Source organism: Bradyrhizobium elkanii USDA 76, from assembly GCF_023278185.1.
In the GTDB taxonomy this organism is placed as follows: Bacteria; Pseudomonadota; Alphaproteobacteria; order Rhizobiales; family Xanthobacteraceae; genus Bradyrhizobium; species Bradyrhizobium elkanii.
This window is the reverse complement of record NZ_CP066356.1, coordinates 7,637,989-7,662,356: the sequence shown is the minus strand read 5'-3', so window position 1 is coordinate 7,662,356 and position 24,368 is coordinate 7,637,989. Positions and strand designations below refer to the sequence as shown.

General features: G+C 61.1%; 26 protein-coding genes. 12 read left to right on the top strand and 14 right to left on the bottom strand.

All coding sequences use genetic code 11. The features are described 5' to 3' along the window. Positions 1-85: 85 nt before the first annotated feature. The 3 genes from JEY66_RS36255 to JEY66_RS36245 are packed head-to-tail and all read right to left on the bottom strand — an operon-like array spanning position 86 to position 5,372. Entirely contained in the window at positions 86-1,840 is a 1,755-nt protein-coding gene (locus tag JEY66_RS36255) for a phospholipase D-like domain-containing protein (protein ID WP_018269857.1), read from the bottom strand. Further along, positions 1,837-2,589: a C-terminal helicase domain-containing protein gene (locus tag JEY66_RS36250; protein WP_041482615.1), complete on the bottom strand. Its 753-nt coding sequence runs from the start codon at positions 2,587-2,589 to the stop codon at positions 1,837-1,839. Before JEY66_RS36250 ends, JEY66_RS36255 begins: the two co-directional genes overlap by 4 nt. Next, on the bottom strand, positions 2,535-5,372 hold the full coding sequence (locus JEY66_RS36245; RefSeq protein WP_026192280.1) for an AAA domain-containing protein: 2,838 nt from the start codon (positions 5,370-5,372) through the stop codon (positions 2,535-2,537). Before JEY66_RS36245 ends, JEY66_RS36250 begins: the two co-directional genes overlap by 55 nt. A gap of 188 nt (positions 5,373-5,560) precedes the next feature. Here JEY66_RS36245 and JEY66_RS36240 point away from each other — a divergent pair, with 188 nt between their 5' ends. From JEY66_RS36240 to JEY66_RS36230, 3 genes are all read left to right on the top strand, one after another. After that, entirely contained in the window at positions 5,561-7,186 is a 1,626-nt protein-coding gene (locus tag JEY66_RS36240; protein WP_018269858.1) for a hypothetical protein, read from the top strand. A 114-nt stretch (positions 7,187-7,300) separates the two neighbouring features. Beyond that, the gene (locus JEY66_RS36235) at positions 7,301-7,969 is read left to right on the top strand and encodes a hypothetical protein (protein WP_018269859.1); all 669 of its coding nucleotides are present in this window, start codon (positions 7,301-7,303) and stop codon (positions 7,967-7,969) included. 5 nt (positions 7,970-7,974) lie between these two features. Continuing rightward, on the top strand, positions 7,975-8,670 hold the full coding sequence (locus JEY66_RS36230) for a hypothetical protein (protein ID WP_018269860.1): 696 nt from the start codon (positions 7,975-7,977) through the stop codon (positions 8,668-8,670). Positions 8,671-8,870: 200 nt separating this feature from the next. Here the strand turns inward: JEY66_RS36230 and JEY66_RS36225 are convergent, their stop codons facing one another. From JEY66_RS36225 to JEY66_RS36210, 4 genes are read right to left on the bottom strand one after another with little or no spacing between them, the layout of a single operon-like run. Next, entirely contained in the window at positions 8,871-9,806 is a 936-nt protein-coding gene (locus JEY66_RS36225) for an ImmA/IrrE family metallo-endopeptidase (RefSeq protein WP_018269861.1), read from the bottom strand. Next, a complete protein-coding gene (locus JEY66_RS36220) occupies positions 9,803-10,306 on the bottom strand; it encodes a helix-turn-helix domain-containing protein (protein WP_141381990.1) in 504 nt (167 codons plus the stop codon). Before JEY66_RS36220 ends, JEY66_RS36225 begins: the two co-directional genes overlap by 4 nt. Further along, positions 10,296-10,931: a GNAT family protein gene (locus tag JEY66_RS36215; RefSeq protein WP_018269863.1), complete on the bottom strand. Its 636-nt coding sequence runs from the start codon at positions 10,929-10,931 to the stop codon at positions 10,296-10,298. The genes JEY66_RS36220 and JEY66_RS36215 overlap by 11 nt, the downstream gene beginning before the upstream one ends. Then, positions 10,928-11,140: a ribbon-helix-helix protein, CopG family gene (locus JEY66_RS36210; RefSeq protein WP_026192281.1), complete on the bottom strand. Its 213-nt coding sequence runs from the start codon at positions 11,138-11,140 to the stop codon at positions 10,928-10,930. The genes JEY66_RS36215 and JEY66_RS36210 overlap by 4 nt, the downstream gene beginning before the upstream one ends. A gap of 155 nt (positions 11,141-11,295) precedes the next feature. On the opposite strand from JEY66_RS36210, the gene JEY66_RS36205 reads away from it, so the two are divergent. Genes JEY66_RS36205 through JEY66_RS36190 form a run of 4 tightly spaced genes read left to right on the top strand, consistent with a single transcriptional unit; the run spans position 11,296 to position 15,269 of the window. Continuing rightward, positions 11,296-12,261 carry a CBASS oligonucleotide cyclase gene (locus JEY66_RS36205; protein ID WP_026192282.1) on the top strand — a complete coding sequence of 322 codons (966 nt, stop codon included), beginning with the start codon at positions 11,296-11,298 and terminating at the stop codon, positions 12,259-12,261. Between the two features lie 8 nt (positions 12,262-12,269). After that, positions 12,270-12,785 (top strand): HORMA-1 domain-containing protein, encoded by a 516-nt coding sequence (locus JEY66_RS36200; protein ID WP_018269866.1) that lies wholly within the window; start codon positions 12,270-12,272, stop codon positions 12,783-12,785. Next, positions 12,785-13,732, top strand: coding sequence for an AAA family ATPase (locus tag JEY66_RS36195; RefSeq protein WP_018269867.1), 948 nt, complete (start codon positions 12,785-12,787; stop codon positions 13,730-13,732). The genes JEY66_RS36200 and JEY66_RS36195 overlap by 1 nt, the downstream gene beginning before the upstream one ends. A 7-nt stretch (positions 13,733-13,739) precedes the next feature. Then, positions 13,740-15,269, top strand: coding sequence for an SAVED domain-containing protein (locus JEY66_RS36190; RefSeq protein WP_018269868.1), 1,530 nt, complete (start codon positions 13,740-13,742; stop codon positions 15,267-15,269). Positions 15,270-15,659: 390 nt separating this feature from the next. Here the strand turns inward: JEY66_RS36190 and JEY66_RS36185 are convergent, their stop codons facing one another. The 3 genes from JEY66_RS36185 to JEY66_RS36175 are packed head-to-tail and all read right to left on the bottom strand — an operon-like array spanning position 15,660 to position 17,280. Then, the gene (locus JEY66_RS36185) at positions 15,660-16,385 is read right to left on the bottom strand and encodes an SOS response-associated peptidase (protein WP_018269869.1); all 726 of its coding nucleotides are present in this window, start codon (positions 16,383-16,385) and stop codon (positions 15,660-15,662) included. A 3-nt stretch (positions 16,386-16,388) separates the two neighbouring features. Then, positions 16,389-16,838, bottom strand: a complete 450-nt coding sequence (locus tag JEY66_RS36180; protein WP_018269870.1) for a hypothetical protein — start codon at positions 16,836-16,838, stop codon at positions 16,389-16,391. A 46-nt stretch (positions 16,839-16,884) separates the two neighbouring features. Then, positions 16,885-17,280 (bottom strand): hypothetical protein, encoded by a 396-nt coding sequence (locus JEY66_RS36175; protein WP_174771015.1) that lies wholly within the window; start codon positions 17,278-17,280, stop codon positions 16,885-16,887. A 145-nt stretch (positions 17,281-17,425) separates the two neighbouring features. On the opposite strand from JEY66_RS36175, the gene ku reads away from it, so the two are divergent. From ku to JEY66_RS36160, 3 genes are all read left to right on the top strand, one after another. Further along, positions 17,426-18,358 (top strand): non-homologous end joining protein Ku, encoded by a 933-nt coding sequence (gene ku / locus JEY66_RS36170; protein ID WP_026192284.1) that lies wholly within the window; start codon positions 17,426-17,428, stop codon positions 18,356-18,358. A 64-nt stretch (positions 18,359-18,422) separates the two neighbouring features. Further along, on the top strand, positions 18,423-18,926 hold the full coding sequence (locus JEY66_RS36165) for an NUDIX hydrolase (RefSeq protein ID WP_026192285.1): 504 nt from the start codon (positions 18,423-18,425) through the stop codon (positions 18,924-18,926). Continuing rightward, positions 18,923-19,387 (top strand): metallophosphoesterase family protein, encoded by a 465-nt coding sequence (locus JEY66_RS36160; protein WP_018269875.1) that lies wholly within the window; start codon positions 18,923-18,925, stop codon positions 19,385-19,387. Before JEY66_RS36165 ends, JEY66_RS36160 begins: the two co-directional genes overlap by 4 nt. 84 nt (positions 19,388-19,471) lie before the next feature. Here the strand turns inward: JEY66_RS36160 and ligD (JEY66_RS36155) are convergent, their stop codons facing one another. Beyond that, positions 19,472-20,419 (bottom strand): non-homologous end-joining DNA ligase, encoded by a 948-nt coding sequence (gene ligD / locus JEY66_RS36155; RefSeq protein WP_018269876.1) that lies wholly within the window; start codon positions 20,417-20,419, stop codon positions 19,472-19,474. 142 nt (positions 20,420-20,561) lie between these two features. Here ligD (JEY66_RS36155) and JEY66_RS36150 point away from each other — a divergent pair, with 142 nt between their 5' ends. Continuing rightward, the gene (locus JEY66_RS36150) at positions 20,562-21,179 is read left to right on the top strand and encodes a hypothetical protein (protein ID WP_018269877.1); all 618 of its coding nucleotides are present in this window, start codon (positions 20,562-20,564) and stop codon (positions 21,177-21,179) included. A gap of 226 nt (positions 21,180-21,405) precedes the next feature. Here JEY66_RS36150 and ligD (JEY66_RS36145) read toward each other — a convergent pair whose 3' ends face one another. Then, on the bottom strand, positions 21,406-22,326 hold the full coding sequence (ligD, locus tag JEY66_RS36145) for a non-homologous end-joining DNA ligase (protein ID WP_026192286.1): 921 nt from the start codon (positions 22,324-22,326) through the stop codon (positions 21,406-21,408). 105 nt (positions 22,327-22,431) lie between these two features. Between ligD (JEY66_RS36145) and JEY66_RS36140 the strand changes: the two genes are divergently transcribed. Then, the gene (locus JEY66_RS36140) at positions 22,432-22,620 is read left to right on the top strand and encodes a DUF3606 domain-containing protein (RefSeq protein ID WP_026192287.1); all 189 of its coding nucleotides are present in this window, start codon (positions 22,432-22,434) and stop codon (positions 22,618-22,620) included. Between the two features lie 26 nt (positions 22,621-22,646). Here the strand turns inward: JEY66_RS36140 and JEY66_RS36135 are convergent, their stop codons facing one another. Both JEY66_RS36135 and JEY66_RS36130 read right to left on the bottom strand, forming a co-directional pair. Further along, the gene (locus JEY66_RS36135) at positions 22,647-22,925 is read right to left on the bottom strand and encodes a hypothetical protein (protein WP_018269880.1); all 279 of its coding nucleotides are present in this window, start codon (positions 22,923-22,925) and stop codon (positions 22,647-22,649) included. A gap of 649 nt (positions 22,926-23,574) precedes the next feature. Next, entirely contained in the window at positions 23,575-23,952 is a 378-nt protein-coding gene (locus tag JEY66_RS36130; protein WP_016848005.1) for an NUDIX hydrolase, read from the bottom strand. Positions 23,953-24,368 lie beyond the last annotated feature (416 nt).

The window sequence follows — 24,368 nt, the reverse complement described above, 5'->3', positions numbered from 1 at the left end:
GCGAGACCCAAAGCCGAAAAAAGTCGGCCTTTTGAGCGCTTTTATTCGAAGAGAGTTCAGGTGCGCGGCGTTCCCAAGTCGTCTCTTACAGCTGGGGCCATTCGAGCGAGAGCTTGTGTGCAAGCGAACGAGCTAACCCCGTTCGATGAATGTGGACGCCGATTTCGCCTAGCGGGAAATGGGGCGGAGACGTCCATGAGCACCAGTTGATGCTTGTGATGACGACATCGTCATCTCCCCAGAGCAGAAATTTCGCATGAAATCCTTCGGAGATCCGCAGCAATCGAACTCCGCGTTCTCTTACGTCGGCTGTGAGTCCCGCCGCGCCGATCCCGCTCACCTGACCTGTTGTGCTGCCATAAATAACGACCGGCTCGGTTCGGGCTGTCGCTGCGGCAACCTCGGCGGGGATGATCGCCCCAGGGAAAGCAGAGTTCCCGAACTTGTCGCTGGCCACCAGGAAACGACTTGGCTGACTTCCGCTGGCCTCCCTGAGAACCGCGTCGTGCGATGAGCCGAACACGAATCTCGCGAGGTGGGGACCGCCAATCGGCGGTCGCCGCGCAAGAGTGGATGCCCGTGTGTGCAGCTCCACCGCAGTCTCGGCACGCATACCCGGACGAGAGACGAGCGACGCAAGGCTTTCCAGCGTCTGCGCAACCAAAGCCGGTTCACGAAGAACCACGGACATCTCGAACCTGTTGAAATTCGTGTAGAGCCAGTTGCACGATCCGACGACGGCGAGAAAGTTTTCCTGGCCGTCGTCGGCGACGAGCAGTTTGGCGTGCGAACCGGTAGACCTCAGATGGATGCGAACGCGGTCGCGCAACAATTCGTCGGCCGCGATTTGTTGCGCCAACGCTGTCGCATGTTTCATGGTCTTCTCGCCCGGATCATCGGGGGTCCCGGATCCCCAAAAGATGTCGATCTTCGCCCCTTTGCGCACGGCATCCTTGAATTCGCGAGACCACGCGTTGAACCCATCGGCGCGAAGAAAGGTCGAGTGAATAAATATGCGACGCGTTGCCTGGCCTATGATTTTCCTAAAGATCGCGCGGTGCTCCTCACCGCCGAAAACCACATCGTCGTCCTCGATCCTGAGCGGTGTAGGCGGAAGGAGCCCGTGCCCTTCGTCCTCATCATGGATCATGGAGTCGACGAGGATCGGCCGAGCCTTCTCGGAGTACTTCGAAACACGCGCGATCTCCGCCACGAGCGCCTGCGGCGCTGTGTCGGGAAGTCCTCGCATGTCATCGCCGTCCACGATGACCATCATGAATTCGTCCTGCCGTTCGAAGAACGTGTCCCCGTCAAAAAACAGCAAATTCTCGTCTTCGCGAAGAACCTTCTGAATGCGGGAAAAATTTTCACGTGGCGTTGTTTTCGGAAGCGTTCCCCGCACGCGAATATCGCGTACGTCGACGCCGTTCTCGCGTAACTTCTGGATCATGATGTCCGACTTGGTCTGGACGTCGCGGCGCCTGTAGACCGTTCCTGAGATGGTGTCGTAGACGAACGCCACGTTCCGCGTTGCCCGCTGCTTGGCCGTCGGAATCTCCGAGCCGCTCGCAACGACCGCTCTTCCGTAATCGGTGGTTCGGAATGCGGGAAGACCGTCGATGATCGTGGATTCGACCAGGCGGAAACGCATCATGCGCAGGATCATGACCAGGACCACGCGTCGCGGCAGGCCGAGATCGTCCGCGAGCTTGCTCGCGGATTGATCTTCACGCGACAGGGCCCACAGCACGAGTTCGTCGAGGGCGCTCCATCCACGGCCCTTTTCGATCACCGCGCGGGCCGAGGCCCGCCTGATCGGCACTGCGACAAGCACACTCATCGCCCCGCGCCCTCTATTTGGGTCGGCTTGACGATCTTGGCGGCCGGTTCTCCGCGCGCGCTTGGCGCCTTGGTGAGTTGATCCAATGTCTTGAGGAAACGTACCACGAAGGATAGCTCGTCTTTCGGATCGGCGGTTGCATGCCGCGTGGCCTCCTTGAGAAACTCGAGGGAGCCGACGATGACGAGCTGCTGCCGCGCCCGGCTGAGGAGCACGTTCATCCGCCGGGGATCCCGCAAGAACCCGAGAGCCGGAACCCCGGTTCGAGGATTGTTCCTGACAAGCGAAACAATGACGAGATCGGCTTCGCTCCCCTGAGAGGAGTCGACCGTTCCCCAAAACCTGTCGTCGCTGTTGAAGCTATCAAATCCGGAGAGGCCGTCACCTTTTGCCTTTACGACGTCGATCTCGTGCGTGAGGTGACGCACCTGGGCGCGATAGGGGGTCAGGACGGCGAGCGAGGGTTTCATTCCGTCTTGCTCGCTCGAGAGCCGTAGATTCCGTAGCATGGCTCCGATCACTCTCGCTTCCGCGCGGTTGTTCCAGCGTGGCCGATCAGACTCGACAGGTTGAGCCTTGCCGGTTCGACTGACATACGGCATGTCGACGATAACGATCGGCGAAGAGGGGAAGTCGGAGCCAAACGAAAATGGAAGTGGCTTGGCGGCGTCGGCGATCCGCTCGTCACTTGTGGTCAGGCGATCGTTGTAGAAACAGGCCGATACCAGCCGGGCAATGTTCGGGTCCATTCGGTGCTGAACGAGCAACTCGCTCGACGCGCGCCCCCCACGATCGCCCGGCGAGATTCGTCCTCCACCACGAGAGCTCGGAACGGTTCAAAGACCCGGATGGCCATGGTGCGGACACGGTTGAGCTGACTGTCGTCTGCGGCCACTGCAGTCAGCTCCTCCAGGCCCGTATCATAGAACGCCGATCCGATGATCCGATCTGCGCCTTTGAGAAGCGATCGAACGACCGAGCCATCGGCCAGGATGGCATTTATCCGCTCGCTATCGAAGGGCGGCAGCTGCTTGTGATCCCCAATGAAGAGCCGGCGCCCCGACAGCGACAGCGGTGCAAGCAAGTCCGGACCTGCAGCTTTCGCGGCTTCCTCTATGATCGCCCAGTCGAACTGCGAGCCCTCGTCGACCAGTCTTTCCACATCCGAGGATGTGGACGTCGAAAAGACCAGGTTCGCGGAGTCGAGCACAAGGGCCGTGTGAGCACGCATCCCTTCATTCTCGCGCTGCTCCGTATTGACAGCGTCGGGCCTTGCAGCCTGCTTGAAAGCATCCAACAGCTCCCGCAAACCGGACTGAAGGCCGGCCGGTGAGTTTGCTGCCAATGTCGATGCCGATGCCTTTTCGAGATATTCGATCGCCCGGAGCCTGATATCGGCGTCCGTCGAGATACTTCCTTCTGCTCCTGGTGATCTTACGACGATAGCGTCTGTGCCGTATTTATTGAGTACTCGATCGGTAGCCCGAAGGACGTGATCGAGAGCCTGATGGCTCTGGGAGCTGATGAGGATGCTTGCGGCTGGCTCATTGGCAAGTTTCCGCCGAATAATCTCGCTCACGAGCTTGGTCTTGCCGACCCCTGGAGGGCCCACAACCAGATGAGTTGGAGACGTGGACCACAGTGCCTCGAGCGCTTCACGCTTGGCGGGGTCAAGCTCTGTAAAGTGACCGTCCTTTTCGAGAAGGTCGCTGGATGGCTTTAGATTCCGACGCGGATCGACAAACATGGTCACGAGATCGCGCTGTTCGCCGATTACGCGGGAAGTCCGCAGCCTTCTTTTGATCAAGCTCTCCGTGCCATGATCTCCCTTCTTGCGAAGGAACAGCGAGTCCTCGCGCCTCGGTAAGTCGAACGCCGAAAATTCGTAGATGCGTTCTCCGGCGTCGCCCCTTGTCGCCGTTTCAAAGCGGGCCGGTACGTCACCCGATCCGGTTCCCCCGAGCCCGCCAGAGGTGCTGATCCGCCAGTCGACGTCGACGCCCTGATCGTCCTTGTCGAACAGCTTTTCCATGACATCGGCGGTCGCGCGATCTCCGATGCTTGCCGCAATTTCGTCGCGCTCCGTGCTGCGGGGCATTAGCTGAACGATGATCTTCCCCGATTCTCGGCGTGTGCCGACAATCTCGATTGGAAGAATTTCGAGCGCCCTCAATATCGCCTCGACTGATTGCACGAGAAGGAACGCTTGACGCAGAGTTCGCGTCTCGGGATCTTCTTCAGTAGTCGCCTCCTTCACGAGCGGGAGTGTCCACTCCAGAATGTCGTCACTCGCCTTGGAAAGGGTTCTGACGACGACCTCCTTGTTCGGAAGAACTTCGATGCTGTGCCTCACCGGAAAGACGTCGCACTCTCGAAGCGCAAAATCTTCGTCGCGAGCCTTGATTGCCGTCACCACGCCGACCTGCCAGGTCTCGGTCCCGAGTTCCGTAAAGCGCTGTACCCGATAAGAAGTCGTGTCCGTCAGGACGAAAAGGTGATCCGGGTCGTCCTCACCGGAGGCGGCCGCTATCCGCGCGCCGGTCGCGAGATCGCTTTCCACGAACAATCGCTGCGAAGGGACGTCGGCCGAATCGATCGTCTGCTCGCTGAGATCGTAGATCGTCTCCGACATCTTCTGATTGGGCCGAAACAAAAGAAGAAACTTTCCCGATCGAGAGTTGCCGTGTCCGGATAGTTCCCGGCCTAACGCCGCGACGGCTTTGACGACGGCGGACGCCTCGACCACTTCATCGCGATCCGGGTCGATCATCATACGAAGAAAATCGATCTCACCTTCGATCAGTTCGATGGCCGTGCCGGCCGTAAAAGGATCCTCCTCTCGCACCTTGGCGGGATCGACTCCGACCAGGCTCGCGAAAAGACATCCTAAGGCCTTCCAGTCATGTGCATAGGAGTATGTCAGGCTTTCAAGCCGGCCTCTTGCCGCCTGAAGGGTCTGTGGCGCGGCGGCCCGCTCGCCGAGAACGAGACTCCATTCGAAGCCTCCGAGCCGGAAGTCAGGATCGGAAGTTCCCTCGGTGAAAACGGCGTATTCATCGATCCTGCCGTGCAGAAGGCCTCGTGAATGCAGGATGCTGAGCGCTCGCGACAGCCGCGCCAAATTTCGCCAGAGAACGATTCGATTTGCGGGAATATCGAGCGCTCTCATCCAGGAGCGGCGTGGCGCCGTGCGGAGCTTACCCGCCAACGGCATCGGCCCCGGCTCGTGTACGATGCAAAAGGTGTCCGACGTCTCGATCATAGCCACGACGCCGGCGAAGAGGTCCTCCGCACCGGGGTAGCTCATGATCCGATCGACTTGCAGCCGCTCGTGACGCCAGATTTCCCGCAACTCATTGTCAGCTTCTGTCCCGGTCTTGGGCCAGTACTTCAGCAGGCGATCTTGGCGGCTCTCCCGCTCGGTCCCCTCGATGAGGGCGGGGCGGAGACTCTTGCTCTGGGGTCCTTTTAGGTAATCGTCAGGAAGATCGAACAGGTCCTCCAACGAAGGCAGATGCGATTTTCGGGCCATGGGCAATCCTAGACGCGGCCGCGATTCGGTGACAGCGCGAAAGGCATTGCTTCAACGGACTAGGGACTTCCCCGCCCAGGACCAATGGAAGCGGGGAAGAAACGAAGTTTGGGTTGACTCTTCAGAGACGCTGGAGCGCCATTCGAATGGCGAATCATCGAATCTTCCGGATAGATGGATTTAAGCGTATGCGGTTTCGTAACCTTGAAAAATACCAGCGGGGCAAGTCCGGCAACACGATGGAATTAGGCATCCCCTTGCCGCAAACGCCCGATGGGCGGGTTTACCGATACTCGCCGAACGAGAACGCGCACCCGCGACATTTTGTACTCGGCAGCCGCGTTCCGGAATTCGCCCTGCCGGAAGCCATGACCCCGCGCATGTCGCACCGACCGGGCATTCCAGAAACGGTTTGTCCCTATAGCGGAGTTGTCGCGGCCGATAACGACTTCACCCATCCTGACGATCTCGCCGCGGCGAAGAAAATCGTCGAACATGCCGCGCATGCAGACATGCAGGAGGCGATCCACGGGATGTTTGAAGATCTCGGGCGAAAGCTTTCGGGAAGCAAGTTTATCAAGGTCAAGACGGGCGGCCGGTCTGCACCCAAACCGGTGCCGCGCTTCCTCCGCAGTGACCTGCTGCGTGAACTGGTCTGCGACGAATGCGGCCGTGACTATGGCGTCTTCGCCATCTCGTTGTTCTGTCCCGACTGCGGCGCCCCGAACATTCATCTCCATTTCGCTCGCGAAGTGGCGCTGGTCCGGGATCAGGTCAAGCTCGCGGACGGTCTCGGGGAGGACCAGAGCGAGCTCGCCTATCGGCTCATGGGAAACGCGCACGAGGACGTGCTGACCGCCTTCGAGGCGACGCTCAAAACGGTGTATCTCTACAAGGTCGCAATGCGCCCACCAGAGTCGCCAGAAGTAAAGGCTGTCGGTAACGCATTTCAGAACATTGGGCGTGGCCGGCAACGCTTTGCGGAATTCGGCTTCGATCCCTATGCCACGCTATCAGCGGAAGCGCTTGCGGTTTTGACACTGAACATCCAGAAGCGTCACGTCATCGGTCATAATCTCGGCGTCGCGGACGCCGCTTTCGCCGAGCATGCGGCCGATGCCCGTCTCGGCGAGACCGTGCCGCTGGTCGGCGACGACATCCTGCAATTCGCGGAGATCGGGCAGATGGTCGTGAACGGCATTGACGCGTGGTTGGCAAACGGTTCGCCACCGCCAGTCGGAAATGCGACGACCAACCCGATCGTAGCACCTCGGGCGAGGGAGCCCGCCGCTGTGAAGATCGGAGAATTGGGGCCGCTCGCTATCAAGATTGGGCTATGGATCGCCAGAGAATCGACTCACGGTTACAGTGATTTCATACCTGAGGAAGAGCTCCTCGCTGCCTTCCCGGAGGCCTCGGTTGACGAAGTGGCTTTTGCCGTCGCTGAGCTGTCGACGGACGATTTTATCAACACGACCTCATTCATAGCCAAGCGACTTCCGCGCATGACGAGCAATCCCAGCCTCTACATCACGTTCGACCCGTATGCCCTGAAGACAGATCCCGCTGTCGACGTCGTTACGCTCGTGGACATGGTCTTGGCGAAGAAGGAAACAGCCCAGGTCGAGGAATTGCATAAGGAAACAGGCTGGCCGCTTCGGCGCTTTAACCCGGCTTTCGCCTATCTTATTTCACAAATCGATGAGCGTCGCGTCCTAAAAGGCGGCACGAATGAATATCCGGCGCGTGGCTTCTATCTCGTGGACCAGGATCGGGTGGAGTTGCATCGTTTCGGTTCTCGTCTGCGTCGATAACCGATCGTCCATCACTCCGGCGTCGAGGGAAGACAGAAAGCCGTCCTTCCGGCGCTTTGCCCGCACGCGGGCATAGCTATATTAATCGAGCCCCATCGACTAGTGAGCGCGCCTATGAGCGAACCTAACGCTATCGAAGTATTTCAGGATCTCATACTCCGTGCGCCGGCCGGAGATATCTCTGTTATCCGGTCTGCCTTGGTCGGACATGTCTCCGGGCCCTGGCAGCATGCGCCTGAGGCCGAGAAATCGTTGAAAAGAAACACCTCACTCGATGGCGATGTGATCGCTTTCCAGCGCGCGTCGGATGCGGTGCTGCCGGCGGCAGGCTTGACCTTGTGGTCCCGCCCGGACGGCTATGAGGTCTCAAACATCGTTCCGCGCGAGACGGGTAAACTTGGCTACGGGACGTACAATGCGCTTCTGCGGGAGTTTGCCGATTTAATCGCTCGGCCCGCCGCCATCGGTGGTGGATTTTTAGTCGAGGTTACATCTGACAGCCAATCCCTCCAGGACGTGTCCTCTCCCGATGTCGCCGCCGCCCTGAGGCGCTTCTCTGGTGCCGCGAACAAATCGACAGGGGCGACACATCCGGCAGATCGCAAGCGATGGATGCACTTTCTTATCCTCGCACATCAAAGCGGAGGCGCGCTTAGTGCCGATTTTCTTACCCGCTGGCTGGTCGAGGCCGAGGGCTGGGACGACGAGTCGGCGCACGATCTGGCTATCCAATATGAGTTTGCGCAGGATCTGCTGCAGGCCTATGACGACGAGCGGACCTAAACCTCATGACGCCGCAAGAAGTTGCGCGCATTGCGGGGCTGGGTTTGCCGGTGCTTTGTACTGACACGTGCTCCGTTCTCGATATCATGCGCGATCCAACACGAGATACAGCCCGCGCGCATGAGCGAGTTGCCGCGCAGGCGCTGCTGGCGGCGATGACGACGGGGCCTCAGCTCGTCGGCCTCGTCGCAGACCAGGTGCGGCGAGAGTTTGCTGAAAATGTACCAAAGGTCGAACAAGAAGCGATCCAAGCGCTGACGAAGCTACGTGAGCGCATCATCCGCGCGAACGAAATCGACAAGGTTTTCGGCGGAACGGGCGTCGTCGATCTCTCCCATTTGGATGATCATGTCCAGCGCGCGCATGCCGTTGCTGATCATTGGATGGCAGCTTCGGAGACGGTAAGGCCATCACCCGCCATCGCGGATCGGGCCTTTGCTAGGCTGATGGCGCCGCATACCCCGGGGAGGCGCGGGCAGTCGATGAAGGACTGCGTCGTGATCGAAACTTATTTGGAAGTCATCGCCGTGCTTCGCGCAGCCGGGCTTACCTCACCGATCGTGTTCGCGTCTTCCAATACCGCGGATTACGCTAACGAGCAGCGAGGCATATTGAACGCCGATCTACAGGCCGAATTTAGCCCGATCAACGTACAATATGCGCCAAATCTTTCAGCCGCAAAACATTTGCTTGGGGTGTAATCGAACGAGAGAGCATCCGTTCTGCCCGGTGACTGTGGGGCGGCGGTCAGACCGCGCGCCCAAGTTTGATTACGAGCCTGGATCCTCTAATCATGCCATGTTATTGGGCCGGACCCGATGGGGATGTTCATCTCTGGCTGCTGATAATGTCAGGTCAGCAGTGTCTAATATTCGAGACAGCGGATGACTATCGGGCCGGTTCAAAATGTTTGCATCGGCACGGCCGAGCTGTGCGAGCGCAACCAATAGCCAAGCGTCAAAGCCTCGTGACGATTGAAGAACGTCTCGAAGTCGAAGACATGCCGATCGCCATTTAGGTCCGCGAGCAGCACCTCGCTGCGGCCAAGACTACCGCCGCGCTGCGAACCACAATAGCCAACGATCGTCGCGAACAGATCGGTCTCGCGCACAATACCGAACCGCTCACGGAATGGAGGAGATTCCACGCAATACCGGCACGGGTTGGCAGGATCGAAATCAGCCTTGCGCCGCGTGCGATGCGGATGGCCGGTGACCAGCGCTACGATTGGCCGGCCGCCATGGCCTTGTTCGACAAAGCGCCAGAGCGTGGATGTCATGGTGTTGCCGAACCCTCTGCTCAGGCTCTTGACGAAGGCAAGGCTCGGAACCGAAGAGGTGGCCTCTTCCACAAAACGGCCAGCGAGAAAAAGCAGCTGGCCGGCGGCGTAGTTTGCCTCGGCCTCCATGATCTGGTGACACGCGGGTGTGAGCGTCTGCTCTGTGTCACCCAACATCATGCCAATGTGCCAGGGGATGATGTCGTGGCCGATCTCGTGGGCCTCGTTCCAGCGGTGCTTAAGGATGGGCAGATCCTGGTCGAGCAGGATCCGCTTCTGGTCGGGCAAATAGAGGGCCTTCAGACTAAGACTTTGGACCGCATCGCGCAGGATCGTCGGGCGCAAGAGAACTTGAAGGCCCGCGACCTTCAGGCGCGAGAAAGTCTCCCGCAAAAGGCTGTCGTCCGTGGTCGAGTAGTAGCCGCGGTCGAGCTTCAACAGGTCCCGAACCAAGCGCAGGTCGACCGGCGGCTCGGGATTGCCAAGGCCCCGCAAGACCTTGTCAACCTGTCCGTCAATGTCGGCGATCGTCCGATCTTTGAGGCTGACGTTTTTCACTTCACTCGCTTGGGATCCTGCTCGCTCAAGACAGCTACGAACGCTTCAAGAGCGGAATTTTCTTCCGGAGTGAGCTTCTGCACAGCCTCGGAGCGTGCGGCAAATCGTACGGCTTCCTGCCGCAAGCCGGTGTCATTTGCCGCGGCTAGGCCTGCGAGCTGCATCAAGCGCCGCTGCGACACCTCAAAGGTCTGCGCCAGTTTGAAGACCGTTCGTGGCTCTGGAACATAATGGACGTCGTCCTCGATCACGAGGAGTTCGCTGGCGTCGAGGTCGGCAACCTCAGCCAGCCTCTCCATCGAAAAGCCGCGGCGACGGCGCATCAGGTTCACGAATTTGCCAAACGCGATCCGCGTTTCCTCGACGACGGTAGTCTGCCCGGTCGCAGTAGGCCGCTCCTCCGACACCGGATCGAACGCAAGCAAGCCGGCGCCGATGACGGCGTCGCCTTCACGACGTGCCCGAGCCATCCACCACTCTTTGCTTCGTTCAAGTTTCATCGTTCTCCTCCTTTTCGAAGAACGCGCGAGCCTGCTCGCTGGTCATCTCAAAGTATCTTAAATTCTGGTACGCCGCGTCCTGACCCAGATCGGTCATCCCGATCTTGCGGTAGAAGTTATCGGCCTGAGGCAGCGAATGCAGCCCCAGACGTCCCTTGAATCCCTCGTCTTCGCTGAGCGCGACGGCAGCCGTGATGAGAGCCGTACCGACGCCGCGCAGGCGCGGAGCGTTCCCGAGGTCTGGCCGGTTCCAGGGAGCGACCTCAAGGTAGTCCAGATAGACGAGCGGCTTGCCGCGCTGGTTGGCTTCCCGGCCCATTTTCGTGAGGTCGATTTGTGCGAGTCCTTGCGTCTCACCGAGGGCGACGACGCTGAAGCCGCGGAAGGCCAGCAGCCCTTGGACACGGGCTGTCTTCTTGTTCCAATCCCAGTGCCAGCTTTGCGGCCACTGGTCCATCGGCACGCCCTTGCGCGCGAGCTCCTGAAGTATGCTCAGCAGGGCAGGCCGCCACTTCGTCTGCCAGTCGTTGAGTTGCACCTGCTCGATCGCATCGCGCAGCTCGGCTTCGACGCTTCCACCGCTCGCGACGTCGAGAAGATAGATTTTCGAGACGTCGACCGTCATAGAAGCATCAACTCCGCCTTTTCCTTCGTCGCGTCGTTCTCGAACAAGAGCTTTTCGCCCTTTTCGACCCGAGCATCGATCGTCTGATAGAGGCGCAAGGCCTGCCGGAGCACGGCAGTCTTGGTGATCTCCTTCCGGGCCGACAATTCGTCCAGAACCCGCATCTCGGCGTCGGTGAGGTTCAGCGTCATGGTTCGCTTCGCCGTCATCTCATCCTCCGTCGTTGTCCGCAGCATATAGAGAATCAACGGATTTTGTCAACGTGAAATAGCTGTTTTACATAGCTTGAATAGCCAAAATTTAGCTATTATATCCTGATCTCAACGCCGCCGCCCCCGGGCTGCCGGCCAAAATGGAGCAGGATATGGGACGGCAACACGTCGGCCATGACGAGATCGCCGCCTTTGCGCAGGACAAGGTGAACCTGCCCAAAGAGACGGCGGATGAGTACCGGGCTCAGGCCCGGCGGCTTCGCGAGAAGCTCGAGGGTTATCTGTCCGAGCATCCGGACTTCACCCTGAAGAAGATGCTGCTCTCGGGCAGCCTGGCGAAGGGCACGGCGCTTCGCTCCCTCAACGACATCGATGTCGCCTGCTACATCAGCGGCGCCGATGCGCCGAAGGATGTGCGGGCGCTGCTCGACTATCTCGCCGAGCGGCTGCGCAAGGCTTTCCCCAACTTCAACCCCGACCAAGTCAAGCCGCAGACCTATTCCGTCACCGTCTCTTTCCGGGGGACGGGCCTCGATGTCGATGTCGTGCCGATCCTCTATGACGGCGATCCCAAGTGGTACGGCAACCTCGTCAGCCAGGACGACGGCTCGTTCCTGAAGACGAGCATTCCGCTGCATCTGGACTTCGCCGCCAAGCGCAAGCGCGCGCAGGAGAAGCATTTCGCCCAGGTCGTCCGGCTGGTGAAGTTCTGGGCGAGGCGCGCGAAGCAGGAGCGGGACGGCTTCCGCTTCAAATCCTTCATGATCGAGATGATTCTGGCAAAGCTCTGCGATGATGGCCTCGATTTCGCCGACTATCCGGATGCGCTCCAGCACTTCTTCACCTACGTCGCCCGTACCGACATGCGGTCGAAAATCGTCTTCGGCGACTACTATCCGGCGTCCTCGGTCGGCACCTTCACCGACACGGTGCAGATCATCGATCCCGTGAACGCCACCAACAACGTCGCCCGGCTCTACACGACGGCGAATGCGGATGCGATCGTCGATGCCGCGCTCGACGCCGGCGACGCTATCGATGCGGCGCTTGCGGCTCCCAATAGACAACTGACCGTCGCCTATTGGCAGAAGGTCTTCGGCTCCTCCTTCCAGGCGTGAGGTCGACAATGTCCTATAGCTACAGCTTTACCGAAAGCACGACTTTCACGGTCACCCACGCGCGCCACATGGCAGCCAAGGTCGCGACCGACCTGAAGCGCATGCAGCGCTTCTATGGCAAGCCGTCCGACGAAAGCATCGCGGACTACGAGACCGAAGCGACCGAGATGCTGCGGGCCGGCTATCTCGACACGGTGACCTACGGCTTCAAGAAGGACGGTAAGTGGATCGAGCCGACCCTGCGTTACACCTCCCGCGACCTCGCTGGCGCCTCGGCTAACGACGACGACCCCGGGAAGATCCGGCCGGGCGCCGACGTCGGCGGCGCCTCCTTCTACAGCTACATGACCTACACGGCGGCCTGGGACCGCCTCAGCCAGACCGAGCGCGACGCCTTCAAGGCCAGCCTGCCGTTTTCGCGAGGCGGTGCCCCGGAGCCCGGAATATCTGGCTATCTGTCGAACGACCGCACCTATTCGTCCGGGGGCAGAGCCCTCGACCGCGCCACCGTCAGGAGCTTCTAATGAACACCAAGCCGACCCTCGACGAGCTGTTCGAGCGCCGCATCACCTATCCCGACATCGATCCGCAGGCGCGGTTTGCTCGGCTGGTCGGGCTCGACGAGCAGAAGAACCGCCTTGCGAAAATCCTCGGCCTGCTCGTCAATCCGGGCGGCCTTGCCGATTGGGCGAAGAAGTACCATCCGGGCGCACAGGCGCTGCTCGACACGGTGCTGCGACGCCCTCCGCTGATCGTGCTCGCTGGTGACGTCGGCTCGGGCAAGACGGAGCTGGCCGAGACGATCGGCGATGCGGTGGCGCGACAGGAGAAGATCGACATCACCCTGCTGCCGCTCAGCCTGTCCACCCGAGGCCAGGGCCGGGTTGGCGAGATGACGCAGCTGCTTTCGGCGGCGTTCGACTATACCCTGGCGGAGGCGACCAAGCTCAAGTCGGCGTCTGGCCGCTCGCGCGGGGCCGTGATCTTGCTGGTCGACGAGGCCGACGCGCTGGCGCAGTCGCGCGAAGCGGCTCAGATGCACCACGAGGACCGCGCCGGCGTGAACGCCTTCATCCGCGGCATCGACCGGATCGCCAATGCGAAGCTGCCGGCGGCCGTCCTGATGTGCACCAACCGCCTCAATGCGCTCGATCCTGCGGTGCGCCGCCGCGCGGCCGACGTGGTGAGCTTCGCACGGCCCAGCGACGAGCAGCGCCGCTTCGTGCTGTCCAGCCGGCTGGAACCCATCGGTCTCGGGCGTCATCATATCGATGGCCTGGTCTCGGCGACCGGGCCGCAGCGGGGCGGACGCGATTACGGCTTCACCTTCTCCGACCTGACGCAGCGGCTGCTGCCGACGATCGTGCTGGACGCCTATCCGACCAGCGCGGTCGATGGCGCGCGCGCGGTCGAGATTGCCCGGTCGATTGTTCCAACGCCGCCCTTCAAGGACGGCGAGATGCCGAGGTAAGATCTCCATGACCCAGGCCGTAACCGTCCGGCGCGACGGAGACACCTTCCAGGCGCGACTGTTTTGGCATCACGCGGCGCGCCTGCTCGATCCCGATAGCCCCGTCGTGCGCGTGGGCTTCGAGATAGGACCGAAGAGCTTCGACGACATCTGGGTCGAATACGATGCTGCGCGCAGCGCGGTCGACCACTATGGCGACCCACTGCGGCGCGAGCACATGCAGTGCAAATGGCATGTCACGCCCGGCACCTATGGCTACTCCCATCTCGTGGACCCGGAGTTCATCAACGCCAATGCCCGATCATTGCTGCAGCGGGCGCGAGAGGCGCAGCTTGCCCATGCCCCCCAGGGCTGCGGCGTGCGGTTCAAGCTGGTGACCAACTGGCGCCTCGACCGCGACGACCCGCTGCGCGAAATGGTCGGCACCCGTTCCGGCGCGATGCGGCTCGAGCGGCTATATGGCTCGGTGACCGACAACAGCAAGGCTGGCGCCGTGCGCAAGGCTTGGCGCGAGCATCTCGGCATCGATGAAGCCGAGCTTCGGCTGCTGGCACGCACGCTCGCCTTTGGCGAGGCGACCGACACTCTCGATGGGCTGCGCGATCAGCTTGACCTGTTGTTTGCCTATGTCGGCCTGCAGCGCATTTCCGCCAACCAGAGCGCGTTCCCCTATGACGATGTTGTCTTCCAGTGGATGGCGCAGGGTCGGCTCGAATTCGACCGCGCCGGCTTCCGCGCCGTCTGCGCTCGGGAAGATCTGCTGGGCGCTGCGCGAGGCGGACCGCGGGTCTTTGGCGTCAAATCCTTCGAGCACGCCTTCGATCGGCTCGAGGAGCGTTGTCATGCCGTGCTGGACATGATCCCGTCCTTTGACGAGCGTTATATCCGCAGCGACGGGGACTGGGAAACAAAGCTCTATCCCGCGCTGCGAGGCTTTCTGCTCGCTGCTGCCAAGGACCAGCCGCGCCTGCGGCTTGCGCTTGACGCCCACGTCACGCTGGCCTTCGTCGCCGGCTCCATCATCAACATCAAGTCGGGCCGCCAGGTCGAGCTCGAGCAGCGCAGTACCGGCCGTCGGCTCTGGTCGGCCGGTGACGCAATTTCCGATCCGAGCTGGCCGGCCCTCGTCGCGGAAACAGTGGAGCTTCGGAGTGACCAGCCGGATCTCGCTGTCGCGCTCGGCCTGACTCATGACGTTTCGGCCGATGCGCGCCGATACTGCGAAACCGCGCTTCCGAGTGTCGGCCGGCTTTTGATCCTGAAGCCGAGTTCTGGCTCAGGTGCGCAGTCGGTCACCTGCGGGCGCCACGCTTTCGAGCTCGCGGACGCTGCGACCAGCGCGGTTCGGGCGGTTAAAGCCGATGTGATCGGCATCACCCATCTATTCATCGCTGCGCCCAATGCCTTCACGTTCTTTCTTGGCCAGCGCCAGACGGCGCTTGGCTCTGTTCGGCTCTATGAGTTTGATTTCGACGGCGGACGTGGCCGTTCCTACATGGCCGCTTTGACGCTTCCGTTCTCCAAGGCAAACGCATGAGGCAAACCCCAAGAGCGGCGCTGACCTATGATCCGCTAGGATCCAGCGCCACGCGACCGCTTCCGTTGCGGGGGCCCGGCCGCTTTCGTCTTCAGCTGCGCGATCTCGCCCATCATCTCTTCTATCCGCTTGCGTCCGCGCGATCCCGCAACATTTCTGTCAAAAAGCGCACACTCGCTTGCGCGTCGCAGTGAGAAGGCAAGAATCTTGGAGCAGGGAACTCGATCCGATGCATGAGCGAAAGTAGCGTCACCTCTGCCGGCGGGATCACGATCACGGAACGCAGCCTGGTGGTCTTGTTAATTAAGCGCGCTGCTCCACGGATGCGTCCATATCGACATGATTTTGCGCCGATGCGGTGCGGCCCCGTTTGGTAGTCAGTCTCGTCGGTCACGCAGTTGGCCCTGTTAGGTCTTCCTTGACGCCGCGAGCGACGATCCGGAGCGTGCCGTCCGGAAGTGGCCGCTGCAGCTTCAGGGCCTCGTCCAGAGGGGCCGTCATCCAGGTCTCGACTTCGTCCGGCGTCGTCAGGACCACCGGCATCGCCTTGGGGTGAATGGCGCCGACCTCTGCGTTCGGCAGCGTTGTGAGGAACGCGAAGAGGTCGTTGGTCGTCTCTCCTTCCTTGACCTTCCGGACAGACGTCCAGTTGGTCCAGATGCCGGCGAAGCAGACGAGGGGGCGTGTCTCACCGAGCGCGAACCAGATATCACCGCCCTCAGCCTTGTTGAACTCGCTGAAGGAGTTGAAGGGCACCACGCAGCGGTTTTCGGCTCCCAGCCATCGCGTCCAGTGCTTGCTCTTCACGTTTCGGATGTTAGTTGTGCCGCCGTCCGGCTCCATCCGTAGCAGTTCCTTAAAATCGACGGTCTTGCCCTTGGCCTGCAGCTTTTCGGCCCGTTTCTTCGTGGCGTCCATCAGCGCCTTTGACGACGACGGCATTCCCCACCGCGCACTGGTGAGTTCGCGGCCTTCGGCCCCGTTGCGCACGATCGGTGCCGTGTAGTCCGGGAAAACTCCCGGCATGGGCGCCAGATTGCCGACATACCGGTTCACAACGCGAAACAGCGCGCTGATCGCGGCCTGGTTTGTCGTGATCGAATAAAGATTGCACATCGGTCAGGGTTCGGTTCGAGGATGGCGCGGCTGCCACGTCAACTGTAGCAGAGTCGCGGATGGACGCCGGCCCGCCTTGGCGCATTGGCGGCAGCGCAGCCGGCTGGCGAGATCGTGCACGAAGGTGGTCGGCGGGTGCTTCATCGCCGCGAGGTCCACGTCGCTCGGCGTCTTGCAACGCGCGCACCTGATCTCGAGCCAAGGGAAGCCTCCATTCACGGCCTGATCGATGGTTGGCGACGGATCGATCGGTTCGCCATCACTCCACATCCGCTCGTTCCAGCTTTCGCAAAGCAGCCTATCGGCTTGCTGGATCATCGCCTCGCCTTTGGCCCGCATCTCCGCCGATTGGGTAGCCAGGATGTTGGCCATCGCGCGTGCCTTGCCGAGCTCTTTTGCCAGAGCCTTGCGATCGCCGCCCGACAGGGGCGTAGGGTGATACTTCGGGGCCATCCGGGCATCCAGACGCAAAGAGATCGGATCGGCAAATCCTGAGCGACTACGGCGTCTCGAATGCCGGCCAGCACCCGTCTTCTTCATGCCTGCCGGTGCGCTGCTGGCAGGTGTTGTCGAGCAGCCGCTGCGCGACGTCCTTCCAGAGCGCGTTGGCGCCATACAGTCGAACGGCATCGGCGGTCTGGATTTCCACGGTCCGTTGGCAACGGCGGCAGGAGGTGCGGAGTACGTGGCGCTGAATTTCGGAAAGACGCCGCTGCCGCATTTGGACCTCGGTCGTACCGACGCGAGGGTCTTTGAGGACGGAGGCCCAATATTCAGCCGGGAGCGGCGCATCTGAACCAGCAGCGGAGGGGCTCGGCCTACGGGCGGCTTCAGCGGCCAGTTTTTCCATCTGCTTTGGGGTCGGCATGCGCCAGCTCGCGGGTCGGTCGGTCATGCCTGAATTAGAACATAACAAGAACAAAAGTCGAGTCCGTTCAGGGGCCTGGATGAGAAAAATCGGCCTGCTGGACGGGTCGCGGTGTCGGAACCAAGGCGGTTCGTTCGTCTTGAATCCGGCATCAGTAATGGAGTTCCCCGCGATGGCCCCCCGCGCCAACTGGAAAGGCTTCCTTCGTCTTTCCCTCGTCACCTGTCCGGTTGCGCTCTATCCGGCCACCTCGGAATCCGAAAAGGTCTCGTTCAACCAGCTGAACCGGAAGACCGGCCATCGGATCAAGTACGCCAAGGTCGACGCCGACACCGGCGAGGAGGTCGACAACGAGGACATCGTCAAGGGCTACAAGGTTGATACCGATACCTTCATCGAGGTGACCAAGGAGGAGCTCGAGAACGTCGCGCTAGAATCGACACGAACCATCGAGATCGACGAGTTCGTCGACCGCAGCGAGATCGATCCGCGATATCTCATTCGCCCCTATTACCTGCGTCCCGACGGTAAAGTCGGGCACGATGCCTTCGCGGTCATTCGGGAAACCATCCGCGAGATGAACAAGGTCGCAATCGGCCGTGTGGTGCTGACCAATCGCGAGCACATCATTGCCCTCGAGCCGCTCGACAAAGGCCTGATGGGAACGCTGCTGCGCTATCCCTACGAAGTGCGTGCCGCTGATGAGTATTTCGACGACATCCAGGATGTCAAAGTCACCAAGGACATGCTTGATCTCGCCAAGCACATCGTCAATCAGAAGGCGGGCCATTTCGAGCCGGACAAGTTTGAAGACCAGTACGAAACCGCCCTCATTGATCTCATAAACGCGAAGCGCGCAGGCAAGCCGATCAGAGCGAAAGAGCGTCCTCGAGGTGAGAACGTCGTGGACCTGATGGACGCGCTGCGCAAGAGCATCGGACGAGACGCGACGGGCCCGACAGAGGCGCCCAAGAAGCCAACCAAGAAGGCGCGCAAGGCGGCGGCCGGGCAGAAGGAAATGCTGATGCCGATTGCCGGCAAGAAGCCAGCGAAGGAAGCCGCGGCAAAGAAGCCGGCGGCCAGACCGCAGCGGAAGTCAGCCTAGCGTGTCGTGAAGCGTCCCGTGACGCCAGACGGCCGTTAGTTCGTCGTCCGCGGCAGGGAGCGATATGGCTGCGCTGAAAAAGACTTCCAGGAGATCGATGTTGAGTGCGGGCATTCTGGCCTACCGGAAAGGCGCTCGCGGGCTCGAGGTTCTGCTCGTTCATCCCGGCGGTCCGTTCTGGCGCAAGAAGGATAATGGCGCTTGGTCCATTCCGAAGGGCGAAATCGATGGCGCGGATGCTCCGGAGCAGGTCGCGCGGCGCGAGTTTGCCGAAGAACTCGGCCGGAGTGCTTCGATTGGTCCACTCCGGGCGCTGGGGGAGGTCCGACAGCGAGGAGGGAAGCGCGTTATCGCATTCGCCGGCGAAGGCCATTTTGACCCGGCGGCGCTGACCAGCAATACCTTCGATATCGAATGGCCGCCACGAAGCGGTCGACGGCAGAACTTTCCCGAAGTCGACCGCGCGGAATGGTTCAATATCGAGTTTGCGCGGACCAAGATGCTGTCCGGGCAGGTAGAGCTTCTGGATCGTCTTTTGGCGGTCGCGGTTGAGAGCGCCGGGAAATGACGTTCAGGATTGGAATCATTTCGGACACGCACGGCCTGTTGAGGCCCGAGGCGGAACGAGGCCTGACGGGCGTCGATCACATCATTCATGCCGGCGATATCGGGCGGCCCGAGATCGTCGACGCGCTTCGCCAGATCGCGCCTGTCACCGCCATCCGTGGAAACGTGGACAATGGCGAGTGGGCTCGCGAATATCCCGACACGAGCCTTGTGCGCCTGGCGGGAAAGTCGATCTACGTTCTGCACGACCTGAAGACGCTGCAGGCCGATGCCCGCGCCGGCATCGACGTCATCGTCTCCGGGCATTCCCACGTTCCGAAGATCGACACGGTCGATGGCGTTCTCTACCTGAATCCCGGCAGCGCGGGACGGCGGCGCTTCCAGCTGCCAATCACCATTGCGACGCTCGAAATCGCGCCTGGGGGCATGCGACCGGAGATCCACGACCTCGGAGGTGACTGAACACACGACCGCGGAGGGAATTCACAGCGAAGGAGGCGAATGCATTACCTCGTTCCGTTGGCCGGTTACGCCAGAACGGAAGCGCTATCTGCGCGAACGTTCTCGCTCGCGCACGACATCCTTGGCCCGCTTGTCGGACCTGAGCCCGAGATAGACCGGCTGGCGTAGTTCGCCCTTGCTTGTCCACTCCGCGAATTTGACCTCGGCAACCAGCGAAGGCCTGACCCAGGTCGTGGCGGCCTCGTCCTTCACTTTGGCAGGAAAGGGTGACTTAGAGGCCCTCAGCTTCAAGAGCTTGGCATGGAGGTCTTCCAGGGCCTTGTGGCTGAAGCCAGTGCCGACATGCCCGATGTACCGCCATGCGTCGTCTTCCCGCACGGCGAGGACCAGCGCGCCGAAGAACGGCCTGGTGCGCTTGGGCGCTGTGAAGCCGGCGATCACCACTTCCTGTCGCTTTGCCGTCTTGATTTTCAGCCAATCCGGGGTCCGGCTTCCGGACGCATACGAACTGTCGGCGCGCTTTGCCATGATGCCTTCGAGACCCTTCCGCTCGGCCTCGGTGAAGAATTTCGTACCGTCCCCTTTGCGGTGAGGGCTGAAGGCGATCAGCTTGTCGCGCGGCAGAATTGCCTTCAGCCGCTTCTTGCGCTCGAGAAGAGGCCGGTTGCGCAAGTCTGCTGCGTTCTCAAACATGAGATCGAAGGCACAATACAGGAGCTTCGCCTCATGGCGCAGCGCGTTTTGAAGCAACTGGAAATGCGAGACGCCGTCCTTTCCGATCGCGACGAGCTCTCCGTCGATCACGGCATCGCCCTTCACGCCCTCCAGCGCTTTGGCGACCTCGATATAGCTGCGGCTGATGATCTTGCCGTTGCGGCTGTAGAGCGCAACCTTGCCCCGCCGGATTTCCGCGATCATCCGGAAGCCGTCATACTTGTCCTCGAAAACCCAGCCCGGATCGTCGAACGGCGCGTCGGTGAGCGTAGCGAGCATCGGCTGCAGGCGCTTGGGCAGGGTCGACGTCCGGCTCATTCGAGGCCAATCCTTAAGAGCACGTTGCGAAATGCGTGGACGTCCTTCAAGGATTAGGGAACGCTTCGGGGCCGCGTCGTGTTCCGCGGGCTCCGTGGCGTGCGTGACGTTGACGCTCGATTGAGGAGGGCGGACCGGACCGATGGCGAGAAAACTCAAGACCTACCAGACTTCGCTGGGCTTCTTCGATCTGGCGATTGCCACTCCCTCCATGAAAGCGGCCCTCGAAGCCTGGGGCGCCAACAGTAATCTCTTCCACCAGGGCGCAGCGAGGGAAAGCGACGATCCGGACATCATCGCTGCGGCCATGAAGAAGCCTGGCGTCGTTCTCAGGCGCCCGGTCGGATCCGACGGATCCTTCAGCGAGCAAGCCGAACTGCCCTCCGATCTCGGTGGGGATAGGAGATCGACGAACGCCCCGCGCAAATCGAAGGGGCAAATTGCGAAGGAGCCTTCCTCACGTCCCGTCGACAAGACGGCCGAGCGGAAGGCTGCGCTTGCCTACGAACGGGAGGAGAGGCGCCGGGAGAGTGAACGGGCGAGGGAGGAGGCCGCCAGGCAGAGAGAACGTGAGCGCCGTCAGCAGGCGGTCGACAAGGCGCAGGCTGCGCTGGACAAGGCGGAGCAGGAGCACGCGAAGCGGGCTGCCGCCATCCAGGCCGAGGTTGAGGCTCTCGCGAAGAGATCGCAAACCGAAGACGATCGCTGGAATAAGGAAAAGGAGCGATTGGAAGCTGCGCTGCAGCGTGCGCGGAGTTAGTTTCTTGGCAGTTCTTGCTCGGCGGCACCGAGGGAAGGCAAAGGGTTGCCGTCAAGCGATCATCGTTCGGGGTCTGGTGCGCGCGCTGCGGCTCGGTTCACCGTGGTGCGGTCCCCTCGGTGCTCGGGAGCGAGCTCCATGACCGCTTGATGCAGCTCGCCGAAATCGTCAGCGGACTTTCGGGGGGCTTGTTCGCCCACTGCCAGAAGCGATCGAACCGCATCCATCACAGGTCCTCCCGCAGGCCCCGGAAAAACGGGTGCCGAACCTTTCCCTCGGCCGACTTCGCGCGATACTCGATCTCGGCCAGAAGCTTGGGTTCGACCCAGATGCCCTTGTGACCGATGCGCTTGGTATAAGGCTGGGTCTTTCGGATGAGGGGTTTAAGCCGTTTCTGGAGATTGGCGGCGGAGGCCTTGTCGAAGCCGTGGTCGACTTTGCCGGCGTAGACCAGATCGTCGCCCTTGCGCCGGCCGACGTAGATGCCGTCCCACTTCGTCCCATCGAGTGCGAAACCGGCAATGGTCAGCGTCTCACGCTGTACGCAGGTCTTCTTGACCCAATCATTCGTCCGTCCCGTCGGATAGGCGCTGCCCCGGACCTTTGAGACGACACCCTCAAGGCCGAGCTTGCAGGCGTGCGCGAACATCTCGCGGCCGTCTATCTCGAAGCTTTCGCTGAACTGGATGTCGGTGCCGCCAAGGATCTTCTTGAGTTCGGCTTTGCGCTGAGAGAGCGGTAGCTTCCGGATATCCCGGCCGTTCAGATAGAGCAGATCGAACGCGACGAACACGATGCTCTTCGATTTGCCCTTGAGCTCGTTCTGCAGGACCGAGAAGTCGGTCGTGCCGTCGGCGGCAGGTACCACGATCTCGCCGTCCACCACCGCCGAGTTCGCCTTGATCCGCCAGGCATCATGAGCGACCTTCTTGAAGCGATGCGTCCAATCGTGGCCGCGCCGGGTGAAGATCTTCGCCGTCTCGTTGGCCAGATGGACCTGAACACGGTAGCCGTCGAACTTGATTTCGTGAATCCAGCGCTCTCCGGATGGCACCTTCTCGATCGAGGTGGCCAGGGCCGGTTCGATGAAGCCGGGGAAGGGCGCCTTGACGCCGATGGCCGCCGGCATTTTACGCTGAAACGCCACTGAAGAACTCCACGCTACAGGCGATTCAAATTGGCACAGTTCGAATCGTTCCGGAACCTGCGAATCCTTGTCGCGTTGCCTCGACGCCACGAACAGGAGGTATCCATGGCGGCAGCGAAGAAGTCGAAGACGGCGCGCGGGCGAAAGCAGGACCGGGCACGGGTGGCCGGCGGGCAGGACTATGAAGTGCAGTACGAGGCGAAGAAGAGGCGAAAGTCGGCGTCGGCGGTGAAGAAGGCTGTCAAAAAGGTCGGCAATACGCGGAAGCGGGTGGAAAGGCGGCTAGGCCGCTGAGGTCGAGGAGGGGTGGGCGTCGGTGTTTAGCGCCGGCCCTCCTCGTCAGGGGAGCATTCTGGGCAGGTATCACCAATCGAGTCCAGCACATCGCGAACCGCGGCCTCCGCTGCGTGAGGGGAGACGTCTGCTGGCGGGTCCTGGCGGGCGATATCGAAGGCGCGCTCTCGTGCATGCGGATCGGCGCGGTCCTGCATCCAACCGTGCTCCTCGCACTCGCGGATGGCGCCCGCTTCCTGGAGCACTTGGATCGCCCATCCGCGCAGGGTCCGTGTTGTCGGCTTTCGCTCAATGGTCATCAGCATTGAAATAGACTCCGAATACGACGAATCCTGTGGCCCGTCGTTTGTTCCGGCTGCTAGCACAAGGCTGGGATTCCCAGTCAACAGAGGACAAGGTTTCCCCTATTTTGCGACTACCGTGAAAATGCCAGGCGTTCTCGCAAGGTTGCCTGCATCACGTGCACACTCAGGTCTCTCACTGTGTCGGCGCGTGCGGCCGGAGCCGCACCGGGCTCTCGTGAACCGAGCCGCTTTGCGTATCGGCCGCCGTGCGGCTTCGATCCCTCGCGCAAAGAGATGCGGAGCTCCTCGCCGGGGGCACTCGGGAAAGGGGCCCGCCGTCATGAAGTATGCCGGCGTCGCTATCACTGCCCCGTTCCCGGGTGACCTTTTAACCGGTCTCGTCGCTGCACTCGGTCCCGCGTGCCGCCTTCGGCGTCGCTATGCTCACGCTCCTGCGGGAGCCATTTCTCTTTAAGGCGATGCGCCCTGGCGCACGCCTGGTCGGGCCTGCGGCCCTATGACCGAGCTCTAAGAGCGAGTCTCGTCGCGCATCGAGATCAAGTTCACAAAGAGATAGAAGGTAATCCCGTCCGATGGTAAGAGCCAATATGCGATGCGGCGAAGTTTGTTGCCTTGAGCGGAAATCAACGTGCAAGTAACCGGCTATTGTTCACTTGGGAAACAGCTTGTCCCGAATGTAGCGGGACGTCGGCGTTAGCCTGATCCGTCGCGGCTTGCGCCAGACCGCCTTGTCGATCTCCTTTGTGTCACCAATCTTCAATTGGCCGGACGCTTTCTTAGCCACGAAAACAGCATCGCTCATCTTGCGCCCAGATCGGCGGTTCGTGCCCTTCACTTCCTTCCAGAGCTTCAACGGTCCGAGTTTGATTTTCGGAAGTTCTTCCGCAACCTCTCGACGAAGGCACGCCCTGTCACTCTCACCGGCACGCTTGCGGCCGCCCGGAAACATCCAGAGCCCGTCGCGACGGCGTCTGACAAGAAGCGCACGCCCGTTCTTCGCAACGACAAGCTTTGAGGATTTCGCCATAACCCCTCAAATCGGTTTCACAATCCGAGATCTGTTTAGGCCGCTTGGGCCGCTAAGAGCAGTGACGCGGACCGCGTTCCTTCTCTTCACAAAAGGACTATCACGATGTGGGGCCGAGCTTGCATGATCCTGAGCGATCTATCGCGCAAACGTTCGTATGTCTTGGAGAAAGATCATTGAGCAGTTAAGTTTTGAACTGCTTTAAGGAACAGCAAGCTGGCATCGGCCAGGCGTTCTCGGTTGGGCAAGCCGCTCGCCTCTCATTCGGCGACGGCGATAGATTTTCTCTACCTCTCGTATCGGACATGGTCTTCAGGTACTCTCGATGAGCAATTTGATCCGACTCCGCTACAACACAATGGCAGACGAAAGCCCGGGCGGGGAGTGGAAATGGCGCGTGATCTTGGAGAGAGATG

Coding starts and splice junctions, on each gene's coding strand:
- JEY66_RS36255 (WP_018269857.1), bottom strand. CDS start 1,840: ATGAGTGTGCTTGTCGCAGTGCCGATCAGGCGGGCCTCGGCCCGCGCG.
- JEY66_RS36250 (WP_041482615.1), bottom strand. CDS start 2,589: ATGGACCCGAACATTGCCCGGCTGGTATCGGCCTGTTTCTACAACGAT.
- JEY66_RS36245 (WP_026192280.1), bottom strand. CDS start 5,372: ATGGCCCGAAAATCGCATCTGCCTTCGTTGGAGGACCTGTTCGATCTT.
- JEY66_RS36240 (WP_018269858.1), top strand. CDS start 5,561: ATGCGGTTTCGTAACCTTGAAAAATACCAGCGGGGCAAGTCCGGCAAC.
- JEY66_RS36235 (WP_018269859.1), top strand. CDS start 7,301: ATGAGCGAACCTAACGCTATCGAAGTATTTCAGGATCTCATACTCCGT.
- JEY66_RS36230 (WP_018269860.1), top strand. CDS start 7,975: ATGACGCCGCAAGAAGTTGCGCGCATTGCGGGGCTGGGTTTGCCGGTG.
- JEY66_RS36220 (WP_141381990.1), bottom strand. CDS start 10,306: ATGAAACTTGAACGAAGCAAAGAGTGGTGGATGGCTCGGGCACGTCGT.
- JEY66_RS36215 (WP_018269863.1), bottom strand. CDS start 10,931: ATGACGGTCGACGTCTCGAAAATCTATCTTCTCGACGTCGCGAGCGGT.
- JEY66_RS36210 (WP_026192281.1), bottom strand. CDS start 11,140: ATGACGGCGAAGCGAACCATGACGCTGAACCTCACCGACGCCGAGATG.
- JEY66_RS36205 (WP_026192282.1), top strand. CDS start 11,296: ATGGGACGGCAACACGTCGGCCATGACGAGATCGCCGCCTTTGCGCAG.
- JEY66_RS36200 (WP_018269866.1), top strand. CDS start 12,270: ATGTCCTATAGCTACAGCTTTACCGAAAGCACGACTTTCACGGTCACC.
- JEY66_RS36195 (WP_018269867.1), top strand. CDS start 12,785: ATGAACACCAAGCCGACCCTCGACGAGCTGTTCGAGCGCCGCATCACC.
- JEY66_RS36190 (WP_018269868.1), top strand. CDS start 13,740: ATGACCCAGGCCGTAACCGTCCGGCGCGACGGAGACACCTTCCAGGCG.
- JEY66_RS36185 (WP_018269869.1), bottom strand. CDS start 16,385: ATGTGCAATCTTTATTCGATCACGACAAACCAGGCCGCGATCAGCGCG.
- JEY66_RS36180 (WP_018269870.1), bottom strand. CDS start 16,838: ATGGCCCCGAAGTATCACCCTACGCCCCTGTCGGGCGGCGATCGCAAG.
- JEY66_RS36175 (WP_174771015.1), bottom strand. CDS start 17,280: ATGACCGACCGACCCGCGAGCTGGCGCATGCCGACCCCAAAGCAGATG.
- ku (WP_026192284.1), top strand. CDS start 17,426: ATGGCCCCCCGCGCCAACTGGAAAGGCTTCCTTCGTCTTTCCCTCGTC.
- JEY66_RS36165 (WP_026192285.1), top strand. CDS start 18,423: ATGGCTGCGCTGAAAAAGACTTCCAGGAGATCGATGTTGAGTGCGGGC.
- JEY66_RS36160 (WP_018269875.1), top strand. CDS start 18,923: ATGACGTTCAGGATTGGAATCATTTCGGACACGCACGGCCTGTTGAGG.
- ligD (WP_018269876.1), bottom strand. CDS start 20,419: ATGAGCCGGACGTCGACCCTGCCCAAGCGCCTGCAGCCGATGCTCGCT.
- JEY66_RS36150 (WP_018269877.1), top strand. CDS start 20,562: ATGGCGAGAAAACTCAAGACCTACCAGACTTCGCTGGGCTTCTTCGAT.
- JEY66_RS36140 (WP_026192287.1), top strand. CDS start 22,432: ATGGCGGCAGCGAAGAAGTCGAAGACGGCGCGCGGGCGAAAGCAGGAC.
- JEY66_RS36135 (WP_018269880.1), bottom strand. CDS start 22,925: ATGCTGATGACCATTGAGCGAAAGCCGACAACACGGACCCTGCGCGGA.
- JEY66_RS36130 (WP_016848005.1), bottom strand. CDS start 23,952: ATGGCGAAATCCTCAAAGCTTGTCGTTGCGAAGAACGGGCGTGCGCTT.